Genomic DNA, 26,093 nt, shown 5'->3' on the forward strand with positions numbered 1-26,093 from the left:
TTATAATATATTATGTTTAGAATTTTACTCCAAAACCTATTTGCATGTTTGTGTTTTTTGCTTCTAAACCAGCATCATTATCATCTAAAACATTAGATAATCCATACGAATATCTAAAATCGATAAAAAACTCGTCAGTAATTAAATACTCTAAACCTCCTAATACCGAAAAACCTAAATTTGTCAATCCGTCTTCATAAGAATGTCCTTTTAAAGCCGCTTGAGGACCTAAACCAACAGATAAAGCTGAGTCTATTTTATATTTAAAAAATAATGGCACTTGAATATAATTGATACGTAACTCTTGATCTTTTGCTCCTTCTGCAGAAAACTGAACTTCTGGTGCAAAAGAAAATGAATCCGTTAAACTATATTCGCCAAAAAAACCAATAGCAAATCCGTTTCTATGTGCATTTGCAACTCCAGCAGGAACACTAGGATCAAAATCTAAATTAGAAATATTATATCCAGCTCTTACACCGTATAACGCGTCTTGTGCATACCCATAAAACGAGGCTAAAACAAAAGTTAATAGTAAAATAGTTTTTTTCATGTTTTGAAAACTTAAATTGGTTTATTTAATACTTGATTGTAGAAGTAAAGATATATTTTTTTCAATAATATGATACATTAAATAGATAAAATGTATTATTTTAACTTTGTATGACTAGAAACAGTATCATTATACATACTTTTTATGATACCATCTGCAAGTCCAATTTTGGGTACATAAATATCTTTTGCGCCACACCATTTCATTGCTGACAGATAAATACGTGTTGCTGGAATAATAACATCTGCCCTATCTTGATTTAAATCTAAAATAGAAATACGCTCCTCGTAAGAATACGTTTGAAGCATGTTATAATAAGAGGTTAAGTAAAAATAAGACAATGGTTTTCCCATGGCTTTACCAGAGACTTTAAATATTTTATTTATGTTTCCTCCGGATCCAATAACTTCTATTTTTTCATGTTTTACAGTCTCAGATTTAATCCAGTTTTCAAGTTCTAACCAAGCTTCTTTTTTCACCATATCGTTTAATAAACGGACGGTTCCGATTTTAAACGATTTGGATGCTGTTTTTTGACCTTTATCAATTACAGAAAACTCCGTGCTCCCTCCACCAACATCTACATAAAGATAAGTCTTATTGGCATCTATATACGACTGTAAATCTGTAGCTGCAATTATGGCAGCCTCCTCTTCGCCTTCAATAATATCTATTTGAATTCCTGTTTTTTGTTTTATAAACTTAGCAACTTCTCTTCCATTATTTGCTTCTCTCATTGCTGATGTTGCACATGCTTTATACTTTACAACACCGTGCGTTTTCATTAACAATTTAAACGCATGAATGGTATCCAACATACGATTAACGTTGTATTCTGAAATCTGCTCTTTAATAAATACATCTGCACCCAAACGCACCGGAACCCTGACTAACGAGCTTTTTTTAAAACGCGTTGGCTTATCTCTTTCTTCGACTATATTAGATATAAGTAATCTAACGGCATTGGACCCAATATCTATAGCTGCATATTTTTGAATATTAAGCATCTAATTTATTTTTTAAATAGGTGTAAGCTTCAAATTGAGACCTACATTTAGGTTCGTTATTTCTTTTATAAGTATTGTTTTGTGCTTTGTTTAAAATCCTAGCTTTTACATTATCCTTCCAACAAATGTGGAAGGTATCTATCAATTCTTCCTTAATTTCTTCGTCATAAATAGGACAACTTACTTCTACTCTATTTTCAATATTTCTAGTCATCCAATCTGCAGAAGAAATATACACTTTAGGTGCATTATCATTACAAAATACATATAATCTTGTGTGCTCTAAAAACTTATCTACAATACTAATAACCTCAATATTTTCGCTAATCCCTTTTACACCAGGAACCAAACAACAAATACCTCTAACAATCATCTGTATCTTAACACCTGCTTGACTTGCTTCGTATAACTTGTCTACCATTTGGTAACTAGAAATACTATTCATTTTTAATTTAATGTAGGCAGGCTTTCCTTCTTTTACATTTTTAATCTCGGTGTCAATTAGTTGAAAAAACTTGTTTTTTGTATAATGCGGAGACGTAATTATATGTTTAAATCTGTAAATTTTATAATTGACTTCAAAAAAGTTAAACACTTTATTTACGTCTTTTAAAATCTTTTGATTGGCAGTAAATAAGGTGTAATCTGTATAAATTTTTGCTGTGGATTCGTTAAAATTTCCAGTACTTATAAAACCATAACGTTTCAATTTATTATCTTCTTCTCTTTCTATCAAACACATTTTACTATGCACTTTTAATCCTTGCACACCAAAGATTAAATTAACACCTTCCCGCTGCATTTGTTCCGCGTAAGCGATATTAGCTTCTTCGTCAAAACGTGCTTGAATCTCCATAGAGACCGTCACTTTTTTACCGTTTTTTGCTGCATTAATTAAAGAACTTGCAACATGACTAATTTGAGCTAATCTATATATAGTAATTTTAATTGCTTTTACTTTAGGATCTAAAGCAGCTTCTCTTAAAAATTTAACCACATAAGAAAAGGTATGATAAGGCGCATATTGCAAATAATCTTTTTTAGCAATTGCCTCAAAAATACTACCTTCTAGACTCAATCCTTTTACTTTTAATGGCACAATTTTTTCATACAATAAATCTTTACGTCCTAAACTAGGAAACCCCATGTAATCTCTGCGATTATGGTATCTACCTCCAGGGATAATACTATCCGTATTATCAATCCCCATTTTATCCATTAAAAATGCTAATGTAGGTTTATCAATGGTTTTATCGTAAACAAATCTAACCGGCTCTCCTTCTTGTCTATCCTTTACACTGTCACTGATTTTTTCCATAAAACTCTTGGTCAAATCACTATCTAGATCCAACTCGGCATCTCTAGTAATTTTAATCATGTGAGCTGTAATTTTTTTGTAATCAAAAATGTTAAATATATCGTCTAAAAATAAACGTAACAAATCATCCAACATTATAATATTGTCTGTATCCCCGTTTTTGGGTAATACAACAAAACGATCCATGCTTTTTGAAATTTCTATCAAAGCATATTGATTACTACCATCTTCCATATACATATTAACAGCAAGATAAGCTGCACTGTCTTTAAGATTTGGTAGTTTTATTTCAGAATTTAAAACAATAGTAACTAACGCAGGACTCACTTTTTCTAAAAAGTAACTTCTAAGGTATTGCTTTTGAGTTTTTGAGATTTTAGTTTCTCTTAAAATGAAAATATTTTCTGCTTCTAATTTTTTCTGAATATCATGTAATATTTTCAAACTTTCGGTTTGATGTTTAATTACCGTGTTTGTTATAATATCCAAAAGCTCTGAAGCCTTTATACCACCTAACTGACTTTTACCAGCTTTTCCTGCATAATCAATACGTTTGACAGTTGCATAACGTACTTTAAAAAATTCGTCTAAATTATTAGAGAAAATACCTAAAAAACGGAGTCTCTCTATTAACGGAACAGACTCGTCTGCAGCCTCTTGTAACACACGATGATTAAATTGTAACCAACTTAATTCTCTGTTTACATATTTATTATCAATAATATGGTTAGTCATTATTTTCAGAATTTACTACAAATATATCTAATTAGATTGTCTATTTTAAATGTTTTGGAAATACAATTTTTGTGGTTTTACCATTTTGTATATTTTTCCATGAGTTTTGATCAAATTCTATTTGTACAAAACCTGACGTTGTTACGTTGTCAATACTTATGTTTCCTAGAGAGTTACATAAATTTGTTAAAGCAAAATTATGTCCAAAAAGCATTAAAACGGTAACAGAATCATCGCATGTTTTAATAGCGTCTAAAACCGATGGTCCTGAGAAGTCATAAAGTGCTTTTTTTACTTCAAAATTGACGTTTTTCAATTCCAATATATCGACGAACAACGTTGCTGTCGATTTTGTTCTTTGTGCAGAACTACAAAAAATAACATCTGGCTTTAAAAGAATAGTTTTTAAGTGTTTAGAGACTAAAAGCGCATCATTTACTCCTCTTTTTTTTAATGGTCTGTCATGATCATCCACTTGAAATTGCCAAGAAGATTTAGAGTGTCTAATAAATTGTAAAATTTTACTCATAGTTGTCGTTAAAATACGTATTTTTACGTTTACCGAATTAAGTAATACCTTTTATCGGTTTTATATGTGCTATAACATATATATTTGATTAGGCACCTAAATCAGCTTTCTTTTGTTAAAGAATTAGTTAAATTTGTCCCTGAATCTAAGTAATTACAGAATACCTACGTTTGTCACTATGTGGCACCTCCCTTAAACTGTAGCATATTTTGGCTGAAATGATTAGTTAAAAATATAATATAACGCAGTAAAGACATATAATGTTATGGGAATACAACATTCTCTTTTACTATTTAATCGTAATACACTTACAGCTTAATGCGGTCGGTGGTTTTGTGTTTGTTATAGATTTTACAAAAAAAATAAGATATAAGTTAAAAAATTATAAATTTTGAGAAAAATAGAAAATAATTTGAAATATTCAAAATCAGTGTTAGCTGTGCTAATCGGATTGATGTTTAGTTGTTTTGCATTTGCGCAAACACAATCACCATCGATTCAAACTGGAGTTACCTTTCAGTGGTCGGATAATCAAAATGCTGGTATTAGTAATCCAGCTACAATAAGTTCTGTTACTGTAAACGGAGACGTATATAATACGTTTGTTGTACCGACATCTTATGAGATGACAATTCTAGGTCCTGACGGAAACTCTCCAAACATGATTCTTGAAAATGGAACTACTTTAGCAAATACAAGTAGTGACCCAAACTGGAACACTAAAGCATTGAGTGCTTTTCAAGACAAAAACTTGAATCATTATTTTACTGCCAATCCAAATGGAGAAAATATGTGTGGTAATTTTACCAAAGCAGAAGTTTCCAATGCGCAAAGACAAACTATTTTTTATAGTAATCCTATACCATCTAATCAAGGTGGTATTTTGGCGGTTACAGAAAGAGGTGGAAACAACTGTTTTTATGTTGAAGTATGGGGTACACCAGTTGGTGGAGGTCCAGAGCAACAATTAGGAAATACATTTGTTAGAAATACTGGTGATTATAGAGATTGTACTTTTGGAGTTCCTGCAAACAACTCTGACTATTGGAGGTCTGGACGTTGTAATGAAAACGGACAAACTATTGGTATTGGATTATTTTATTTAAACTCTATTGCTCCTACAGGATCTAAAATTACTAAGATAGAATTTGTTGCTGCAACACGAGATCATGGTGATGGTAAATTTTTTCTACTTCAAAAATATGCACTTGATGGCGATTTCGAAGAGTGTGTAAATGATACCGCTAGAGGTGAATTAAGCGAAATAGCAACTGCACCAGATAACTCTACATACACTTTAATATCTGGACCTAGTCCAGCTGGGCAATCTTTTTCTTTAGCTTCAAACGGAAATTACAGTTATGTACCAACACCTGGTTTTACAGGAACTGTTACTTTTCAATATCAAGTATGTCTACCTGCACCAAACCAATCCGTTTGTGATATAGCAACAGTTACGTTAAATTATCAACCTTTACCTGCTAGTCCTGTTTTAGATATAAGTTGTAATAATACTAATGATACTAGTACCATTACGGTGACGTCCCCTGTTGGAAGTCAATACACCTACTCTATTAATGGAAGTCCTTATCAAAGTTCTCCAACATTTAATAATTTAGCACCAGGGAGTTATACTGTATTAGTCTCTAACACACTTGGGTGTACTAGCTTTACATCTACAACAATTAATAGTGCTTTAGAGATATCTAATGTTGCCTTAACTAATGCTGCATGTGATACCGGAAATACCGGAGCTATTGACATTACAATTTCTGGTGGTACAAGTCCATATACTTACGCATGGAGTAACAGTGCTCTAACACAAGACCTAAATAACGTTCCAACCGGAACCTATAGTGTTTTAGTAACAGACACAAACGGTTGCGAGGCTTACATGGATAATATTATTGTTGGTTCTCAAGACAATGCTAACCCTGTAATTACAGTACCTAGTACATTAAGTATAGAAGGTTGTAATGCAAACGATATAACAGCTACTAATACTGAGTTTAATTATAGTACTTCAGTTTCTAATAATGTCCTTACTACTTTTGGTACACTTTCAAATTATAATACATCAGATGATACACAAGTACAATCTGTAACTTATATAGATACTATAACATCTAACGCTAATTGTACTATAGTAGTTCGTAGAACTTTTACTGCAACAGATGATTGTGGTAATACTTCAACTGCTATTACTACAATTACAATTAAGGATACTACCGCACCTGATTTATCTAGTTGTAACCTAATTGCACAAACAAACGAAGAGTGCTCAAGTTCTGATAACAAAACTATAATAGATACTTGGAATACTGATAATATTAACTTATTACAAAATTGTAGTACCGATAATTGTACTGACTCTGCAGACCTAGTGGTAACGTCTAACTATGTTTACTCTAATTTTATATATGATTGTGGAACTAGTGGTAGTATAACTGTAACTTATACTGTTAAAGATGAATGTAATAATACATCAACAACAAGTGCAACAATAACTATAGAAGACACAACAGGTCCAGATTTAGCCAATTGCGCAGACATTAATAAGACTATAGAATGTGATAATGTTTCAAATCAATCTGAAGCTTTCCAATGGAATAATGCTAACATAGCAGCATTAAGAATCTGTGGTACTGATGATTGTAACACGGACTCTGCAAACAATGTAACTTCAGATTTTAATTATTCTGATTTTGTAGCAAACGCTTGTGGAGGTGGGACAATAGAAGCTGAATACTCCGTAATTGATGATTGTGGAAATATTACACTAATAACAGGAATATTAACTATAGAAGATACGACCCCTCCTACTTTTAATGAAAATTTACCTGCTAATGATACTGTAGATTATGATGCTATTCCTACTGCTCCAACATTAACTGCTACAGATAATTGCGGAGATGCTGATGTTACTTTTAGTGAAACTACTACGGGTGATATTTGTACTGGAACAATAACAATTACAAGGACTTGGACTGCAACTGATGAATGTAATCTTACAACAGAGCACATACAAACGTTAACCGTAACACAACCTGTTTTAGGAGCTACTATCGCAACTGTAACAAATGTATTATGTAACAGTGAAGCAACCGGAAGTATTGATATTACAGTAACAGGAGGAACAGCTCCTTATACATATGTTTGGAATGATGTAAGTAATTCAACTAGTCAAGATTTATCAAATGTTTTAGCTGGTGCATATAATGTAACAATTACAGACGACAATGGATGTACTACAAGTGTTGGAGCTACAATCTCTGAACCTTCTAGTCCTCTTAGTTTAAACATAACAAAAGTAGATGCTACAACTGCCCAAGGTTGTGCAAATGGACAAGCTACTGCAATTGTATCTGGTGGTACAGCAAATTACACTTATTTATGGAGTGCATCTGCAGGTAGTGCAACTACTGCTTCAGTAACAGGATTATCTGATGGAACGCATAGTGTAACTGTTACAGATGCTAATAATTGTACTATAACTCAAAGTATAGTAATAGAATGTGTTAATACGTGTGATGCAGAAATTGCAATTACAAATGTTACCGATGTACTTTGTACAGGTGACACAACTGGTGCAGGAACGGTAACAGCTAACTCTGATGCTAATCCAAGTGCTACTTTTACTTTTGTTTGGAACGATGGAAATTCTGACGTACAAACTGATACAGCTGTAACTTCTAGTACATTAGCCAATTTATCTGCTGGTGTATATTCTGTAAGCGTAACAATTGATGGAACAGTTTGTCAAGCTGTTGCTAAAACTATTGCTATTACAGAACCTAGTAATGCTTTAAATGTTACTGCTACAACTACTGATGAGTCTGGTCCTACCACTGGTGATGGTACTGCTACTGCAATAGTAACTGGCGGTGTAGCTCCTTATACTTATTCTTGGACTCCTAATGGAGAAACTACTGATGCTCTTACAGGGCTTAGTGCAGCAGAATACTGTGTAACTGTAACCGATGCTAATGGTTGTACAGATACTACATGTGTAACTGTAAACCCAGGGTCTTGTAATAATCTATCTGTAACAGGATCTTCTAATCCTGCAATATGTTTTGGAGAAAGTAATGGTAGTATAACAGCTACTGTAACTGGTGGATCTGGAAACTTTAGTTACTCTTGGGATACTATTTCTAATACGACGACTTCTGTTAGCAATTTACCTGCTGGAGATTATACTATTACAGTTATAGATAATGTAACTTTATGTACTACAAACACAACTATAACAATAAACGAACCTAATGTTTTAAGTTCGGCGATAGCAGTTACTAATATATTATGTAAAGGCGACGCTACTGGATCTCTTGATTTAGCTGTTAATGGTGGTAATGGTGGTTATACATTTTTATGGAATGACACTAATGCTTCAACTACTGAAGATTTAATTAATGTAGTTGCTGGTACTTATACTGTAACTATTACGGATTCTAAAGGTTGTGAAACAACAAACTCTGCAACAATATTAGAACCTGCTGCTGTTGTTTCAGCTTCAATTACAAGTCAAACTAACGTGGATTGCTTTGGTACTAATTCTGCAACAGTAACTGTTGAAGGTGCGGGTGGTATTACGCCTTACACCTACTCTATAGATAATGGTGTTAATTATGTGACTTCAGGAACTTTTAATGATCTTTTAGAAGGAAATTATACTGTTATCGTATTAGATGCAAATGGATGTACATTTAATCAACCGATTACAATAACAGAACCTACAGCTGCTTTAGAAGCTTCAATAACAAGTGTTACAAATGTATTATGTAACAGTGAAGCAACCGGAAGTATTAATATTACAGTAACAGGAGGAACAGCTCCTTATACATATGTTTGGAATGATGTAAGTAATTCAACTAGTCAAGATTTATCAAATGTAATAGCTGGTGCATATAATGTAACTATTACAGATGCTAACGACTGTACTACATCTATTGGCGCTACAATTACTGAACCTACTTCTGCTTTAAGTTTAAATATAACTAAAGTAGATGCGACAACTGCACAAGGTTGTTCTAACGGTGAAGCTACTGCCATAGTATCTGGTGGTACAGCAAATTACACATACCTATGGAGTGCTTCTGCTGGAAGTCAAACGACTGCAAATGCTACAGGATTATCTGATGGAACTCACAGTGTAACTATAACGGACGCTAATAATTGTACAATAACTCAAAGTATAGTAATTGAATGTGTTAATACTTGTGATGCAGAAATTGCAATTACAAATGTTACCGATGTACTTTGTACAGGTGACACAACTGGTTCTGGAACGGTAACAGCTAACTCTGATGCTAATCCAAGTGCTACTTTTACTTTTGTTTGGAACGATGGGGTTTCTGACGTACAAACTGATACAGCTGTAACATCTAGTACATTAGCTAGTTTATCTTCAGGTGTATATTCTGTAAGTGTAACGATTGATGGGACCGTATGTCAAGCGGTGGAAGAAACAATTGCTATTACAGAACCAAGTAATGCGCTAGACGTAACAGCTACAACAACGGATGAGTCTGGACCAACTACAGGTGACGGTACAGCGACAGCTGTGGTTACTGGAGGTGTTGAACCTTATAGTTATTCTTGGTCTCCTGGAGGAGAAACTACAAATGCAATCTCAGGATTAAGTGCCGGAGATTATACTATAACTGTTACCGATGCTAATGGTTGTACAGATTCTACTACAGTAACTGTTAACCCGGGGACTTGTAATAATCTATCTGTAACAGGTGCTTCTAATCCTGCAATATGTTTTGGCGAAAGCAATGGAAGTATAACAGCTACCGTAACTGGTGGATCTGGAAACTTTAATTATAGTTGGGATACTATTCCTAATACGACAACTTCTGTTAGCAATTTACCTGCTGGAGATTACACTATAACAGTAACGGATACTGTAACACAATGTACTACAAGTACAACGATAACAATTAACGAACCAAACATCTTAAGTTCTGCTATTGCTGTTTCTAACATACTATGTAAGGATGATGCTACTGGCTCTTTAGACTTAGCGGTTAATGGTGGTAATGGAGGTTATACTTTTTTATGGAATGACACTAACGCTTCAACTACTGAAGATTTAATTAATGTAGTTGCTGGTACTTATACTGTAACTATTACGGATTCTAAAGGTTGTGAAACAACACAATCAGCAACAATATTAGAACCTGCAACTAGTGTTTCTGCAACTATTACAACTCAAACAGATATTGTTTGTGAAGGTTTAGGTACAATTATAATAGAAGGTGCCGGAGGTATTGCTCCTTACTCCTATTCTATAGACGGTGGAGCTAACTACCAAACAGATGGTACATTTGCTAGCTTACCTGAAGCTAACTACACAATAACAGTAGTAGATGCTAATGGATGTACAACAACAGTAACTACTGAAATACTTATTAACTGTACTGATGCTATCGCAGATATTAATAATACATTCCAAGACCAACCGGTAACTGGTAATGTATTAACTAATGATGAAGATTTTGAAGGTGATAACCAAACAGTAACTGCTAATACTGACCCTGCTAACGGAACAGTAACTATTGATGCTGCTGGTAACTATACTTATACTCCTAACGCTGGATTTACTGGTGAGGATACTTTCACGTACACAATCTGTGATGATGGTACCCCACAAGCATGTGATACAGCTACTGTATACATTGAAGTATTACCGGTAAGTGGTCCTGAAAATGAAGCACCTATCGCTAACGCTGATACTGCGACAACTCCAGAAGGAACACCGATTACTATTCCTGTAATTTCTAACGATTTTGATCCTGATGGTGATACAATTACTGTAACTAATACGACTACTCCGGATAACGGAACAGTTACTATTAGTCCTACAGGTGAAATTATCTATACTCCTAATGATGGATTTATTGGTGAGGATACTTTTACTTACACTATATGTGATGATGCTAATCCTGCACTTTGTGATACTGCAACTGTAACAGTAACTGTGCAACCTACCGATTCGCCTAATACAACTAATGCTAATGATGATGCCTATACTACAACTCCCGGAGCTGATGTAACAGAAAACGTATTAGTAAATGATAATGATATTGAAGGTGATAATCAATCAGTAACTGCTAATACAAACCCAACTAATGGTACTGTAACAATGTCTCCTTCTGGTGACTTTACTTACACGCCTAACCCTGGGTATACTGGTGCGGACTCTTTCACTTATACTATTTGTGATGATAATGCTGACCAAGCTTGTGATACAGCTACAGTATATATTACAGTGGGTGGTATTGCTAATACTACTGATGCTATCGCAGATATTAATAATACATTCCAAGACCAACCGGTAACTGGTAATGTATTAACTAATGATGAAGATTTTGAAGGTGATAATCAAACAGTAACTGCTAATACAAATCCTGCTAACGGAACAGTAACTATTGATGCTGCTGGTAACTATACTTATACTCCTAACGCTGGATTTACTGGTGAGGATACTTTCACATACACAATCTGTGATGATGGTAACCCACAAGCATGTGATACAGCTACTGTATACATTGAAGTATTACCGGTAAGTGGTCCTGAAAATGAAGCGCCTATCGCTAACGCTGATACTGCGACAACTCCAGAAGGAACACCGATTACTATTCCTGTAATTTCTAACGATTTTGATCCTGATGGTGATACAATTACTGTAACTAATACGACTACTCCGGATAACGGAACAGTTACTATTAGTCCTACAGGTGAAATTATCTATACTCCTAATGATGGATTTATTGGTGAGGATACTTTTACTTACACTATATGTGATGATGCTAATCCTGCACTTTGTGATACTGCAACTGTAACAGTAACTGTGCAACCTACCGATTCGCCTAATACAACTAATGCTAATGATGATGCCTATACTACAACTCCCGGAGCTGATGTAACAGAAAACGTATTAGTAAATGATAATGATATTGAAGGTGATAATCAATCAGTAACTGCTAATACAAACCCAACTAATGGTACTGTAACAATGTCTCCTTCTGGTGACTTTACTTACACGCCTAACCCTGGGTATACTGGTGCGGACTCTTTCACTTATACTATTTGTGATGATAATGCTGACCAAGCTTGTGATACAGCTACAGTATATATTACAGTGGGTGGTATTGCTAATACTACTGATGCTATCGCAGATATTAATAATACATTCCAAGACCAACCGGTAACTGGTAATGTATTAACTAATGATGAAGATTTTGAAGGTGATAATCAAACAGTAACTGCTAATACTGATCCTGCTAACGGAACAGTAACTATTGATGATGCTGGTAACTATACTTATGAGCCTAATCCTGGATTTACTGGTGAAGATACTTTCACCTACACAATATGTGATGATGGTAACCCACAAGCATGTGATACAGCTACTGTATACATTGAAGTATTACCGGTAAGTGGTCCTGAAAATGAAGCGCCTATCGCTAACGCTGATACTGCGACAACTCCAGAAGGAACACCGATTACTATTCCTGTAATTTCTAACGATTTTGATCCTGATGGTGATACAATTACTGTAACTAATACGACTACTCCGGATAACGGAACAGTTACTATTAGTCCTACAGGTGAAATTATCTATACTCCTAATGATGGATTTATTGGTGAGGATACTTTTACTTACACTATATGTGATGATGCTAATCCTGCACTTTGTGATACTGCAACTGTAACAGTAACTGTGCAACCTACCGATTCGCCTAATACAACTAATGCTAATGATGATGCCTATACTACAACTCCCGGAGCTGATGTAACAGAAAACGTATTAGTAAATGATAATGATATTGAAGGTGATAATCAATCAGTAACTGCTAATACAAACCCAACTAATGGTACTGTAACAATGTCTCCTTCTGGTGACTTTACTTACACGCCTAACCCTGGGTATACTGGTGCGGACTCTTTCACTTATACTATTTGTGATGATAATGCTGACCAAGCTTGTGATACAGCTACAGTATATATTACAGTGGGTGGTATTGCTAATACTACTGATGCTATCGCAGATATTAATAATACATTCCAAGACCAACCGGTAACTGGTAATGTATTAACTAATGATGAAGATTTTGAAGGTGATAATCAAACAGTAACTGCTAATACTGATCCTGCTAACGGAACAGTAACTATTGATGATGCTGGTAACTATACTTATGAGCCTAATCCTGGATTTACTGGTGAAGATACTTTCACCTACACAATATGTGATGATGGTAACCCACAAGCATGTGATACAGCTACTGTATACATTGAAGTATTACCTGTAAGTGGTCCTGAAAATGAAGCACCTATCGCTAACGCTGATACTGCGACAACTCCAGAAGGAACACCGATTACTATTCCTGTGATTTCTAACGATTTTGATCCTGATGGTGATACAATTACTGTAACTAATACGACTACTCCGGATAACGGAACAGTTACTATTAGTCCTACAGGTGAAATTATCTATACTCCTAATGATGGATTTATTGGTGAGGATACTTTTACTTACACTATATGTGATGATGCTAATCCTGCACTTTGTGATACTGCAACTGTAACAGTAACTGTGCAACCTACTGATTCGCCTAATACAACTAATGCTAATGATGATGCCTATACTACAACTCCTGGAGCTGATGTAACAGAAAACGTATTAGTAAATGATAATGATATTGAAGGTGATAATCAATCAGTAACTGCTAATACAAACCCAACTAATGGTACTGTAACAATGTCTCCTTCTGGTGACTTTACTTATACGCCTAACCCTGGGTACTCTGGTGCGGACTCTTTCACTTATACTATTTGTGATGATAATGCTGACCAAGCTTGTGATACAGCTACAGTATATATTACAGTGGGTGGTATTGCTAATACTACTGATGCTATCGCAGATATTAATAATACATTCCAAGACCAACCGGTAACTGGTAATGTATTAACTAATGATGAAGATTTTGAAGGTGATAACCAAACAGTAACTGCTAATACTGATCCTGCTAACGGAACAGTAACTATTGATGCTGCTGGTAACTATACTTATACTCCTAACGCTGGATTTACTGGTGAGGATACTTTCACGTACACAATCTGTGATGATGGTAACCCACAAGCATGTGATACAGCTACTGTATACATTGAAGTATTACCGGTAAGTGGTCCTGAAAATGAAGCGCCTATCGCTAACGCTGATACTGCGACAACTCCAGAAGGAACACCGATTACTATTCCTGTAATTTCTAACGATTTTGATCCTGATGGTGATACAATTACTGTAACTAATACGACTACTCCGGATAACGGAACAGTTACTATTAGTCCTACAGGTGAAATTATCTATACTCCTAATGATGGATTTATTGGTGAGGATACTTTTACTTACACTATATGTGATGATGCTAATCCTGCACTTTGTGATACTGCAACTGTAACAGTAACTGTACAACCTACTGATTCGCCTAACACAACTAATGCTAATGATGATGCGTATACAACAACTCCTGGAGCTGATGTAACACAAAACGTATTAGTAAATGATAATGATATTGAAGGGGATAATCAAATAGTAACTGCTAATACAGACCCTATTAATGGTATTGTAACTATAGAGGATAACGGTGACTTTACTTACACGCCTAACCCTGGATATTCTGGTGCAGACTCGTTCACTTATACTATTTGTGATGATAATGATGATCAAGCTTGTGATACGGCTACAGTGTATATTACAGTGGGTGGTATTGCTAATACTACTGATGCTATCGCAGATATTAATAATACATTCCAAGATGAAGAAGTTTCTGGTAATGTATTAACTAATGATGAAGATTTTGAAGGTGATAACCAAACAGTAACTGCTAATACTGATCCTGCTAACGGAACAGTAACTATCGATGATGCTGGTAACTATACTTATATCCCTAATCCTGGATTTACTGGTGAAGATACTTTCACGTACACAATCTGTGATGATGGTAACCCACAAGCATGTGATACAGCTACTGTATACATTGAAGTATTACCTGTAAGTGGTCCTGAAAATGAAGCGCCTATCGCTAACGCTGATACTGCGACAACGCCAGAAGGAACACCGATTACTATTCCTGTAATATCTAACGATTTTGATCCAGATGGTGATACAATAGTTGTAACTAATACAACGACTCCAGATAACGGAACGGTAACGGTTAGTCCTACAGGTGAAATTATTTATACGCCTAATGATGGATTTATTGGTGAGGATACTTTTACTTACACTATATGTGATGATGCTGATCCTGCTCTTTGTGATACGGCAACTGTAACTGTAACGGTACAACCTACAGATTCGCCTAATACAACTAATGCTAATGACGATGCCTATACAACAACTCCTGGAGCTGATGTAACAGAAAACGTATTAGTAAATGATAATGATATCGAAGGTGATGATCAATCAGTAACTGCTAACACACAACCAACTAATGGTACTGTAACAATGTCTCCTTCTGGTGACTTTACTTATACGCCTAACCCTGGGTACTCTGGTGCGGACTCTTTCACTTATACTATTTGTGATGATAATGCTGACCAAGCTTGTGATACAGCTACGGTATATATTACAGTGGGTGGTATTGCTAATACTACTGATGCTATCGCAGATATTAATAATACATTCCAAGACCAACCGGTAACTGGTAATGTATTAACTAATGATGAAGATTTTGAAGGTGATAATCAAACAGTAACTGCTAATACAAATCCTGCTAACGGAACAGTAACTATTGATGCTGCTGGTAACTATACTTATACTCCTAACGCTGGATTTACTGGTGAGGATACTTTCACTTACACAATCTGTGATGATGGTAACCCACAAGCATGTGATACAGCTACTGTATACATTGAAGTATTACCGGTAAGTGGTCCTGAAAATGAAGCACCTATCGCTAACGCTGATACTGCGACAACTCCAGAAGGAACACCGATTACTATTCCTGTGATTTCTAACGATTTTGATCCTGATGGTGATACAATTACTGTAACTAATACGACTACTCCGGATAACGGAACAGTTACTATTAGTCCTACAGGTGAAATTATCTATACTCCTAATGATGGATTTATTGGTGAGGATACTTTTACTTACACTATATGTGATGATGCTAATCCTGCACTTTGTGATACTGCAACTGTAACAGTAACTGTGCAACCTACTGATTCGCCTAATACAACTAATGCTAATGATGATGCCTATACTACAACTCCTGGAGCTGATGTAACAGAAAACGTATTAGTAAATGATAATGATATTGAAGGTGATAATCAATCAGTAACTGCTAATACAAACCCAACTAATGGTACTGTAACAATGTCTCCTTCTGGTGACTTTACTTATACGCCTAACCCTGGGTACTCTGGTGCGGACTCTTTCACTTATACTATTTGTGATGATAATGCTGACCAAGCTTGTGATACAGCTACAGTATATATTACAGTGGGTGGTATTGCTAATACTACTGATGCTATCGCAGATATTAATAATACATTCCAAGACCAACCGGTAACTGGTAATGTATTAACTAATGATGAAGATTTTGAAGGTGATAACCAAACAGTAACTGCTAATACTGATCCTGCTAACGGAACAGTAACTATTGATGCTGCTGGTAACTATACTTATACTCCTAACGCTGGATTTACTGGTGAGGATACTTTCACGTACACAATCTGTGATGATGGTAACCCACAAGCATGTGATACAGCTACTGTATACATTGAAGTATTACCGGTAAGTGGTCCTGAAAATGAAGCGCCTATCGCTAACGCTGATACTGCGACAACTCCAGAAGGAACACCGATTACTATTCCTGTAATTTCTAACGATTTTGATCCTGATGGTGATACAATTACTGTAACTAATACGACTACTCCGGATAACGGAACAGTTACTATTAGTCCTACAGGTGAAATTATCTATACTCCTAATGATGGATTTATTGGTGAGGATACTTTTACTTACACTATATGTGATGATGCTAATCCTGCACTTTGTGATACTGCAACTGTAACAGTAACTGTACAACCTACTGATTCGCCTAATACAACTAATGCTAATGATGATGCATACTTTACAACACCAACAACTGATTTAGTAGCTAATGTATTAGTAAATGATAATGATATTGAAGGGGATAATCAAATAGTAACTGCTAATACAGACCCTACTAATGGAATAGTGACTATAGAAGAAAACGGTGACTTTACTTATACTCCTAACCCAGGGTTTTCTGGTACAGATTCTTTCACTTATACTATTTGTGATGATAACACTGACCAAGCTTGTGATACAGCTACAGTTTATATTACAATTGATGGTTTAGCAGGATTAAATGTTGTGAAATCTGCGGTTAATGCTAATGGAAATGACTGTATTGTAGCTGGAGATTTAGTAACATACATATTCACAGTTACAAATCCTGGTGATTTACTTATTAACTCTATAACAATTGCTGATACGTTATTAGGTGGTGATATTACTGCTGATGTAACTTTGACAGGAGACACCAATAACGATGGTTTACTTGATCCTTCTGAAACTTGGGTTTATACAGCTCCAAATTATACCGTAACACAAGAGGACGTTGATACCGGTATAATCACGAACAGTGTTACAGTAAGCGGATTAGAGCCTGACGGAACAACAAGCATAGAAGCAAATGATACATACGTAATTGATGAAAACAACACAGAGTTAACTTTCTGTACGCCTACTAATGGTTTAAACATTGTTAAGTCCGCTGCAATTGCAAACGGTGAAGCGTGTTTAGTAGTTGGTAGCGAAGTAACATATACTTTCACTGTAACTAATACGGGTACAGTATCGGTTAACTCAATAACTATTACAGATGCTTTATTAGGTGGTGATATTACTGCTGATCTAGTACTTGCGGGTGATACTAACACTAACGGTGTGATTGAGCCAACAGAAACTTGGATCTATACTGCTAATAACTACACAGTAACGCAAGCTGATGTTGATGCTGGAATGATTACTAACACAGTAACTGTAGATGGTATTGAAATTCTTGGTAATACAGATGTAACTGCTACGGATACTTATGTGATTGATGAGAATAATACAGAAGTAACTTTCTGTACACCTACTAATGGTTTAAACATTGTTAAGTCGGCTGCAATTGCAAACGGTGAGGCGTGTTTAGTAGTTGGTAGTGAAGTAACATATACTTTCACTGTAACTAATACGGGTACAGTATCTATTAATACGGTAACTATTACAGATGCTTTATTAGGTGGTGATATTACTGCTGATCTAGTACTTGCTGGTGATACTAACACTAACGGTGTGATTGAGCCAACAGAAACTTGGATCTATACTGCTAATAACTACACAGTAACGCAAGCTGATGTTGATGCTGGAATGATTACTAACACAGTAACTGTAGATGGTATTGAAATTCTTGGTAATACAGATGTAACTGCTACGGATACTTATGTGATTGATGAGAATAATACAGAAGTAACTTTCTGTACGCCTACTAATGGTTTAAACATTGTTAAGTCCGCTGCAATTGCAAACGGTGAAGCGTGTTTAGTAGTTGGTAGCGAAGTAACATATACTTTCACTGTAACTAATACGGGTACAGTATCGGTTAACTCAATAACTATTACAGATGCTTTATTAGGTGGTGATATTACTGCTGATCTAGTACTTGCGGGTGATACTAACACTAACGGTGTGATTGAGCCAACAGAAACTTGGATCTATACTGCTAATAACTACACAGTAACGCAAGCTGATGTTGATGCTGGAATGATTACTAACACAGTAACTGTAGATGGTATTGAAATTCTTGGTAATACAGATGTAACTGCTACGGATACTTATGTGATTGATGAGAATAATACAGAAGTAACTTTCTGTACACCTACTAATGGTTTAAACATTGTTAAGTCGGCTGCAATTGCAAACGGTGAAGCGTGTTTAGTAGTTGGTAGCGAAGTAACATATACTTTCACTGTAACTAATACGGGTACAGTATCGGTTAACTCAATAACTATTACAGATGCTTTATTAGGTGGTGATATTACTGCTGATCTAGTACTTGCTGGTGATACTAACACTAACGGTGTGATTGAGCCAACAGAAACTTGGATCTATACTGCTAATAACTACACAGTAACGCAAGCTGATGTTGATGCTGGAATGATTACTAACACAGTAACTGTAGATGGTATTGAAATTCTTGGTAATACAGATGTAACTGCTACGGATACTTATGTGATTGATGAGAATAATACAGAAGTAACTTTCTGTACGCCTACTAATGGTTTAAACATTGTTAAGTCCGCTGCAATTGCAAACGGTGAAGCGTGTTTAGTAGTTGGTAGCGAAGTAACATATACTTTCACTGTAACTAATACGGGTACAGTATCGGTTAACTCAATAACTATTACAGATGCTTTATTAGGTGGTGATATTACTGCTGATCTAGTACTTGCGGGTGATACTAACACTAACGGTGTGATTGAGCCAACAGAAACTTGGATCTATACTGCTAATAACTACACAGTAACGCAAGCTGATGTTGATGCTGGAATGATTACTAACACAGTAACTGTAGATGGTATTGAAATTCTTGGTAATACAGATGTAACTGCTACGGATACTTATGTGATTGATGAGAATAATACAGAAGTAACTTTCTGTACGCCTACTAATGGTTTAAACATTGTTAAGTCCGCTGCAATTGCAAACGGTGAAGCGTGTTTAGTAGTTGGTAGCGAAGTAACATATACTTTCACTGTAACTAATACGGGTACAGTATCGGTTAACTCAATAACTATTACAGATGCTTTATTAGGTGGTGATATTACTGCTGATCTAGTACTTGCGGGTGATACTAACACTAACGGTGTGATTGAGCCAACAGAAACTTGGATCTATACTGCTAATAACTACACAGTAACGCAAGCTGATGTTGATGCTGGAATGATTACTAACACAGTAACTGTAGATGGTATTGAAATTCTTGGTAATACAGATGTAACTGCTACGGATACTTATGTGATTGATGAGAATAATACAGAAGTAACTTTCTGTACGCCTACTAATGGTTTAAACATTGTTAAGTCCGCTGCAATTGCAAACGGTGAAGCGTGTTTAGTAGTTGGTAGCGAAGTAACATATACTTTCACTGTAACTAATACGGGTACAGTATCGGTTAACTCAATAACTATTACAGATGCTTTATTAGGTGGTGATATTACTGCTGATCTAGTACTTGCGGGTGATACTAACACTAACGGTGTGATTGAGCCAACAGAAACTTGGATCTATACTGCTAATAACTACACAGTAACGCAAGCTGATGTTGATGCTGGAATGATTACTAACACAGTAACTGTAGATGGTATTGAAATTCTTGGTAATACAGATGTAACTGCTACGGATACTTATGTGATTGATGAGAATAATACAGAAGTAACTTTCTGTACGCCTACTAATGGTTTAAACATTGTTAAGTCCGCTGCAATTGCAAACGGTGAAGCGTGTTTAGTAGTTGGTAGCGAAGTAACATATACTTTCACTGTAACTAATACGGGTACAGTATCGGTTAACTCAATAACTATTACAGATGCTTTATTAGGTGGTGATATTACTGCTGATCTAGTACTTGCGGGTGATACTAACACTAACGGTGTGATTGAGCCAACAGAAACTTGGATCTATACTGCTAATAACTACACAGTAACGCAAGCTGATGTTGATGCTGGAATGATTACTAACACAGTAACTGTAGATGGTATTGAAATTCTTGGTAATACAGATGTAACTGCTACGGATACTTATGTGATTGATGAGAATAATACAGAAGTAACTTTCTGTACGCCTACTAATGGTTTAAACATTGTTAAGTCCGCTGCAATTGCAAACGGTGAAGCGTGTTTAGTAGTTGGTAGCGAAGTAACATATACTTTCACTGTAACTAATACGGGTACAGTATCGGTTAACTCAATAACTATTACAGATGCTTTATTAGGTGGTGATATTACTGCTGATCTAGTACTTGCGGGTGATACTAACACTAACGGTGTGATTGAGCCAACAGAAACTTGGATCTATACTGCTAATAACTACACAGTAACGCAAGCTGATGTTGATGCTGGAATGATTACTAACACAGTAACTGTAGATGGTATTGAAATTCTTGGTAATACAGATGTAACTGCTACGGATACTTATGTGATTGATGAGAATAATACAGAAGTAACTTTCTGTACGCCTACTAATGGTTTAAACATTGTTAAGTCCGCTGCAATTGCAAACGGTGAAGCGTGTTTAGTAGTTGGTAGCGAAGTAACATATACTTTCACTGTAACTAATACGGGTACAGTATCGGTTAACTCAATAACTATTACAGATGCTTTATTAGGTGGTGATATTACTGCTGATCTAGTACTTGCGGGTGATACTAACACTAACGGTGTGATTGAGCCAACAGAAACTTGGATCTATACTGCTAATAACTACACAGTAACGCAAGCTGATGTTGATGCTGGAATGATTACTAACACAGTAACTGTAGATGGTATTGAAATTCTTGGTAATACAGATGTAACTGCTACGGATACTTATGTGATTGATGAGAATAATACAGAAGTAACTTTCTGTACGCCTACTAATGGTTTAAACATTGTTAAGTCCGCTGCAATTGCAAACGGTGAAGCGTGTTTAGTAGTTGGTAGCGAAGTAACATATACTTTCACTGTAACTAATACGGGTACAGTATCGGTTAACTCAATAACTATTACAGATGCTTTATTAGGTGGTGATATTACTGCTGATCTAGTACTTGCGGGTGATACTAACACTAACGGTGTGATTGAGCCAACAGAAACTTGGATCTATACTGCTAATAACTACACAGTAACGCAAGCTGATGTTGATGCTGGAATGATTACTAACACAGTAACTGTAGATGGTATTGAAATTCTTGGTAATACAGATGTAACTGCTACGGATACTTATGTGATTGATGAGAATAATACAGAAGTAACTTTCTGTACGCCTACTAATGGTTTAAACATTGTTAAGTCCGCTGCAATTGCAAACGGTGAAGCGTGTTTAGTAGTTGGTAGCGAAGTAACATATACTTTCACTGTAACTAATACGGGTACAGTATCGGTTAACTCAATAACTATTACAGATGCTTTATTAGGTGGTGATATTACTGCTGATCTAGTACTTGCGGGTGATACTAACACTAACGGTGTGATTGAGCCAACAGAAACTTGGATCTATACTGCTAATAACTACACAGTAACGCAAGCTGATGTTGATGCTGGAATGATTACTAACACAGTAACTGTAGATGGTATTGAAATTCTTGGTAATACAGATGTAACTGCTACGGATACTTATGTGATTGATGAGAATAATACAGAAGTAACTTTCTGTACGCCTACTAATGGTTTAAACATTGTTAAGTCCGCTGCAATTGCAAACGGTGAAGCGTGTTTAGTAGTTGGTAGCGAAGTAACATATACTTTCACTGTAACTAATACGGGTACAGTATCGGTTAACTCAATAACTATTACAGATGCTTTATTAGGTGGTGATATTACTGCTGATCTAGTACTTGCGGGTGATACTAACACTAACGGTGTGATTGAGCCAACAGAAACTTGGATCTATACTGCTAATAACTACACAGTAACGCAAGTTGATGTTGATGCTGGAATGATTACTAACACAGTAACTGTAGATGGTATTGAAATTCTTGGTAATACAGATGTAACTGCTACGGATACTTATGTGATTGATGAGAATAATACAGAAGTAACTTTCTGTACGCCTACTAATGGTTTAAACATTGTTAAGTCCGCTGCAATTGCAAACGGTGAAGCGTGTTTAGTAGTTGGTAGCGAAGTAACATATACTTTCACTGTAACTAATACGGGTACAGTATCGGTTAACTCAATAACTATTACAGATGCTTTATTAGGTGGTGATATTACTGCTGATCTAGTACTTGCGGGTGATACTAACACTAACGGTGTGATTGAGCCAACAGAAACTTGGATCTATACTGCTAATAACTACACAGTAACGCAAGCTGATGTTGATGCTGGAATGATTACTAACACAGTAACTGTAGATGGTATTGAAATTCTTGGTAATACAGATGTAACTGCTACGGATACTTATGTGATTGATGAGAATAATACAGAAGTAACTTTCTGTACGCCTACTAATGGTTTAAACATTGTTAAGTCCGCTGCAATTGCAAACGGTGAAGCGTGTTTAGTAGTTGGTAGCGAAGTAACATATACTTTCACTGTAACTAATACGGGTACAGTATCGGTTAACTCAATAACTATTACAGATGCTTTATTAGGTGGTGATATTACTGCTGATCTAGTACTTGCGGGTGATACTAACACTAACGGTGTGATTGAGCCAACAGAAACTTGGATCTATACTGCTAATAACTACACAGTAACGCAAGCTGATGTTGATGCTGGAATGATTACTAACACAGTAACTGTAGATGGTATTGAAATTCTTGGTAATACAGATGTAACTGCTACGGATACTTATGTGATTGATGAGAATAATACAGAAGTAACTTTCTGTACGCCTACTAATGGTTTAAACATTGTTAAGTCCGCTGCAATTGCAAACGGTGAAGCGTGTTTAGTAGTTGGTAGCGAAGTAACATATACTTTCACTGTAACTAATACGGGTACAGTATCGGTTAACTCAATAACTATTACAGATGCTTTATTAGGTGGTGATATTACTGCTGATCTAGTACTTGCTGGTGATACTAACACTAACGGTGTGATTGAGCCAACAGAAACTTGGATCTATACTGCTAATAACTACACAGTAACGCAAACGGATGTTGATGCTGGAATGATTACTAACACAGTAACTGTAGATGGTATTGAAATTCTTGGTAATACAGATGTAACTGCTACGGATACTTATGTGATTGATGAGAATAATACAGAAGTAACTTTCTGTACGCCTACTAATGGTTTAAACATTGTTAAGTCCGCTGCAATTGCAAACGGTGAAGCGTGTTTAGTAGTTGGTAGCGAAGTAACATATACTTTCACTGTAACTAATACGGGTACAGTATCTATTAATACGGTAACTATTACAGATGCTTTATTAGGTGGTGATATTACTGCTGATCTAGTACTTGCTGGTGATACTAACACTAACGGTGTGATTGAGCCAACAGAAACTTGGATCTATACTGCTAATAACTACACAGTAACGCAAGCGGATGTTGATGCTGGAATGATTACTAACACAGTAACTGTGGATGGTATTGAAATTCTTGGTAATACAGATGTAACTGCTACGGATACTTATGTGATTGATGAGAATAATACAGAAGTAACTTTCTGTACGCCTACAGCTTTACTTGATATTGTTAAAACTGGTGTTTTCAATAATGATAATAGTAATGAATGTACTGAAGTAGGTGAAACAATAACATATACATTCACTGTTACAAACCCTGGTACTCTATCATTAGAAAATGTAGTGATAACAGACCCATTACTAGATAATGCAGCGACGCCTGTATCAGTAACATTTGTTTCTGGTGATGTAAACAGTAACAATATTCTTGAACCTACTGAAACTTGGATTTATACTGCAACGTATTTAGTAACACAATCAGATATTGATGCTACAGAAGTTGTCAATACAGCTACTGTAACAGCTACAGCGATTCTAAATGGAGAAATAGCAACAGCTACAGGTCAAACAACTACAGACTTAATCGAAGATACTACTCCGCCTAACGTTTCAACTTGTGCGGTTCTAGATGAAACGATTGAATGTGATGGTGACAATAATGCTTTACTTGCTGAAGTATGGAACGAGACTAATATTACAGCTCTTGAAAATTGTGCTACAGATGCATGTGACAATAACGTTACAGTAACTTCAAATTATGACTTTGCTAATTTAGTATCTACTTGTGGTGCTAGCGGAACAATTGAAGTAATATATACTTTAACGGATGCTACTGGTAATGCTAGTACATTCACTGCTACAGTTACTATAGTGGATACAACAGGCCCTGCATTAGTTACACCTTTAGAATTACCAACAAGTGTTATATGTTCTAATGTTCCTGAAGTACCTGTATTAGTATTTGAAGACAACTGTTCTGTAAATGATGTACAGATTACATTTGAAGAAACTACAACATTTACTGGTAATGAAGAAGTTTACAACTTAGTATGGACTTGGACAGCTACTGATGACTGTGGTAATGATACAGTAATTACACATACAATTAATGTGATTACAGAAGACTTTACTACACCATTAACGGCTGATAGATGTAATGAAGATGGGGTGATAGATCTTTACCAATTCTTACCAACCGATGCCGATACAACTATAGAATGGACGGTTGTAACTAATGGTACAGAAATTGTTGATGGAATGTTTGATCCTCTTGAAGTAGAACTAGGAGACTATGTCTTTACTTACACAACTTTAAATGGAGGATGTTTAAACACATATGAATTAACTATTAATATTAATGATGACTGTACAGTACTTCCATGTGGAGAAGATGATTTAAAAATATCTAAAGCTGTTACTCCAAATGGTGATAACTATAACGAGTATTTCACAGTTGGTGGATTAAACGAATGTGGTTTCATAATAGAATTACAAATATTTAACCGTTTTGGTGATATCGTTTTCGAAACTAAAGATTACCAAAATGATTGGAATGGTCAAAGTCCAAGTGGATCAGTTGGATCTGCAGGTAGACTACCAAACGGAACATATTACTATGTAGTAAAAATATTAGATAGTGGAATCGAACCAATAGCAGGTCCTCTTTACCTAGGAACAAAATAAAAACTATA

Annotated in this window: 5 protein-coding genes; 1 reads left to right on the plus strand and 4 read right to left on the minus strand. The window is 35.6% G+C overall.

Annotated features, from left to right (window positions below; genetic code table 11):
* Positions 1-16 precede the first annotated feature (16 nt).
* The 4 genes from ACZ2G2_RS14865 to ACZ2G2_RS14880 form a co-directional block, all read right to left on the minus strand.
* Entirely contained in the window at positions 17-553 is a 537-nt protein-coding gene (locus ACZ2G2_RS14865; RefSeq protein ID WP_470393037.1) for a porin family protein, read from the minus strand.
* Between the two features lie 95 nt (positions 554-648).
* Positions 649-1,560: a Ppx/GppA phosphatase family protein gene (locus ACZ2G2_RS14870; protein WP_470393039.1), complete on the minus strand. Its 912-nt coding sequence runs from the start codon at positions 1,558-1,560 to the stop codon at positions 649-651.
* A complete protein-coding gene (gene ppk1, locus ACZ2G2_RS14875) occupies positions 1,553-3,613 on the minus strand; it encodes a polyphosphate kinase 1 (RefSeq protein ID WP_090842234.1) in 2,061 nt (686 codons plus the stop codon). The genes ACZ2G2_RS14870 and ppk1 overlap by 8 nt, the downstream gene beginning before the upstream one ends.
* A gap of 40 nt (positions 3,614-3,653) precedes the next feature.
* Entirely contained in the window at positions 3,654-4,142 is a 489-nt protein-coding gene (locus ACZ2G2_RS14880) for a SixA phosphatase family protein (protein ID WP_470393041.1), read from the minus strand.
* A gap of 391 nt (positions 4,143-4,533) precedes the next feature.
* On the opposite strand from ACZ2G2_RS14880, the gene ACZ2G2_RS14885 reads away from it, so the two are divergent.
* A complete protein-coding gene (locus ACZ2G2_RS14885; RefSeq protein WP_470393043.1) occupies positions 4,534-26,085 on the plus strand; it encodes an Ig-like domain-containing protein in 21,552 nt (7,183 codons plus the stop codon).
* The last annotated feature ends 8 nt before the right edge of the window (positions 26,086-26,093 follow it).

Source organism: Olleya sp. KKT75 (assembly GCF_055635485.1).

Coding starts and splice junctions, on each gene's coding strand:
- ACZ2G2_RS14870 (WP_470393039.1), bottom strand. CDS start 1,560: ATGCTTAATATTCAAAAATATGCAGCTATAGATATTGGGTCCAATGCC.
- ACZ2G2_RS14865 (WP_470393037.1), bottom strand. CDS start 553: ATGAAAAAAACTATTTTACTATTAACTTTTGTTTTAGCCTCGTTTTAT.
- ACZ2G2_RS14880 (WP_470393041.1), bottom strand. CDS start 4,142: ATGAGTAAAATTTTACAATTTATTAGACACTCTAAATCTTCTTGGCAA.
- ppk1 (WP_090842234.1), bottom strand. CDS start 3,613: ATGACTAACCATATTATTGATAATAAATATGTAAACAGAGAATTAAGT.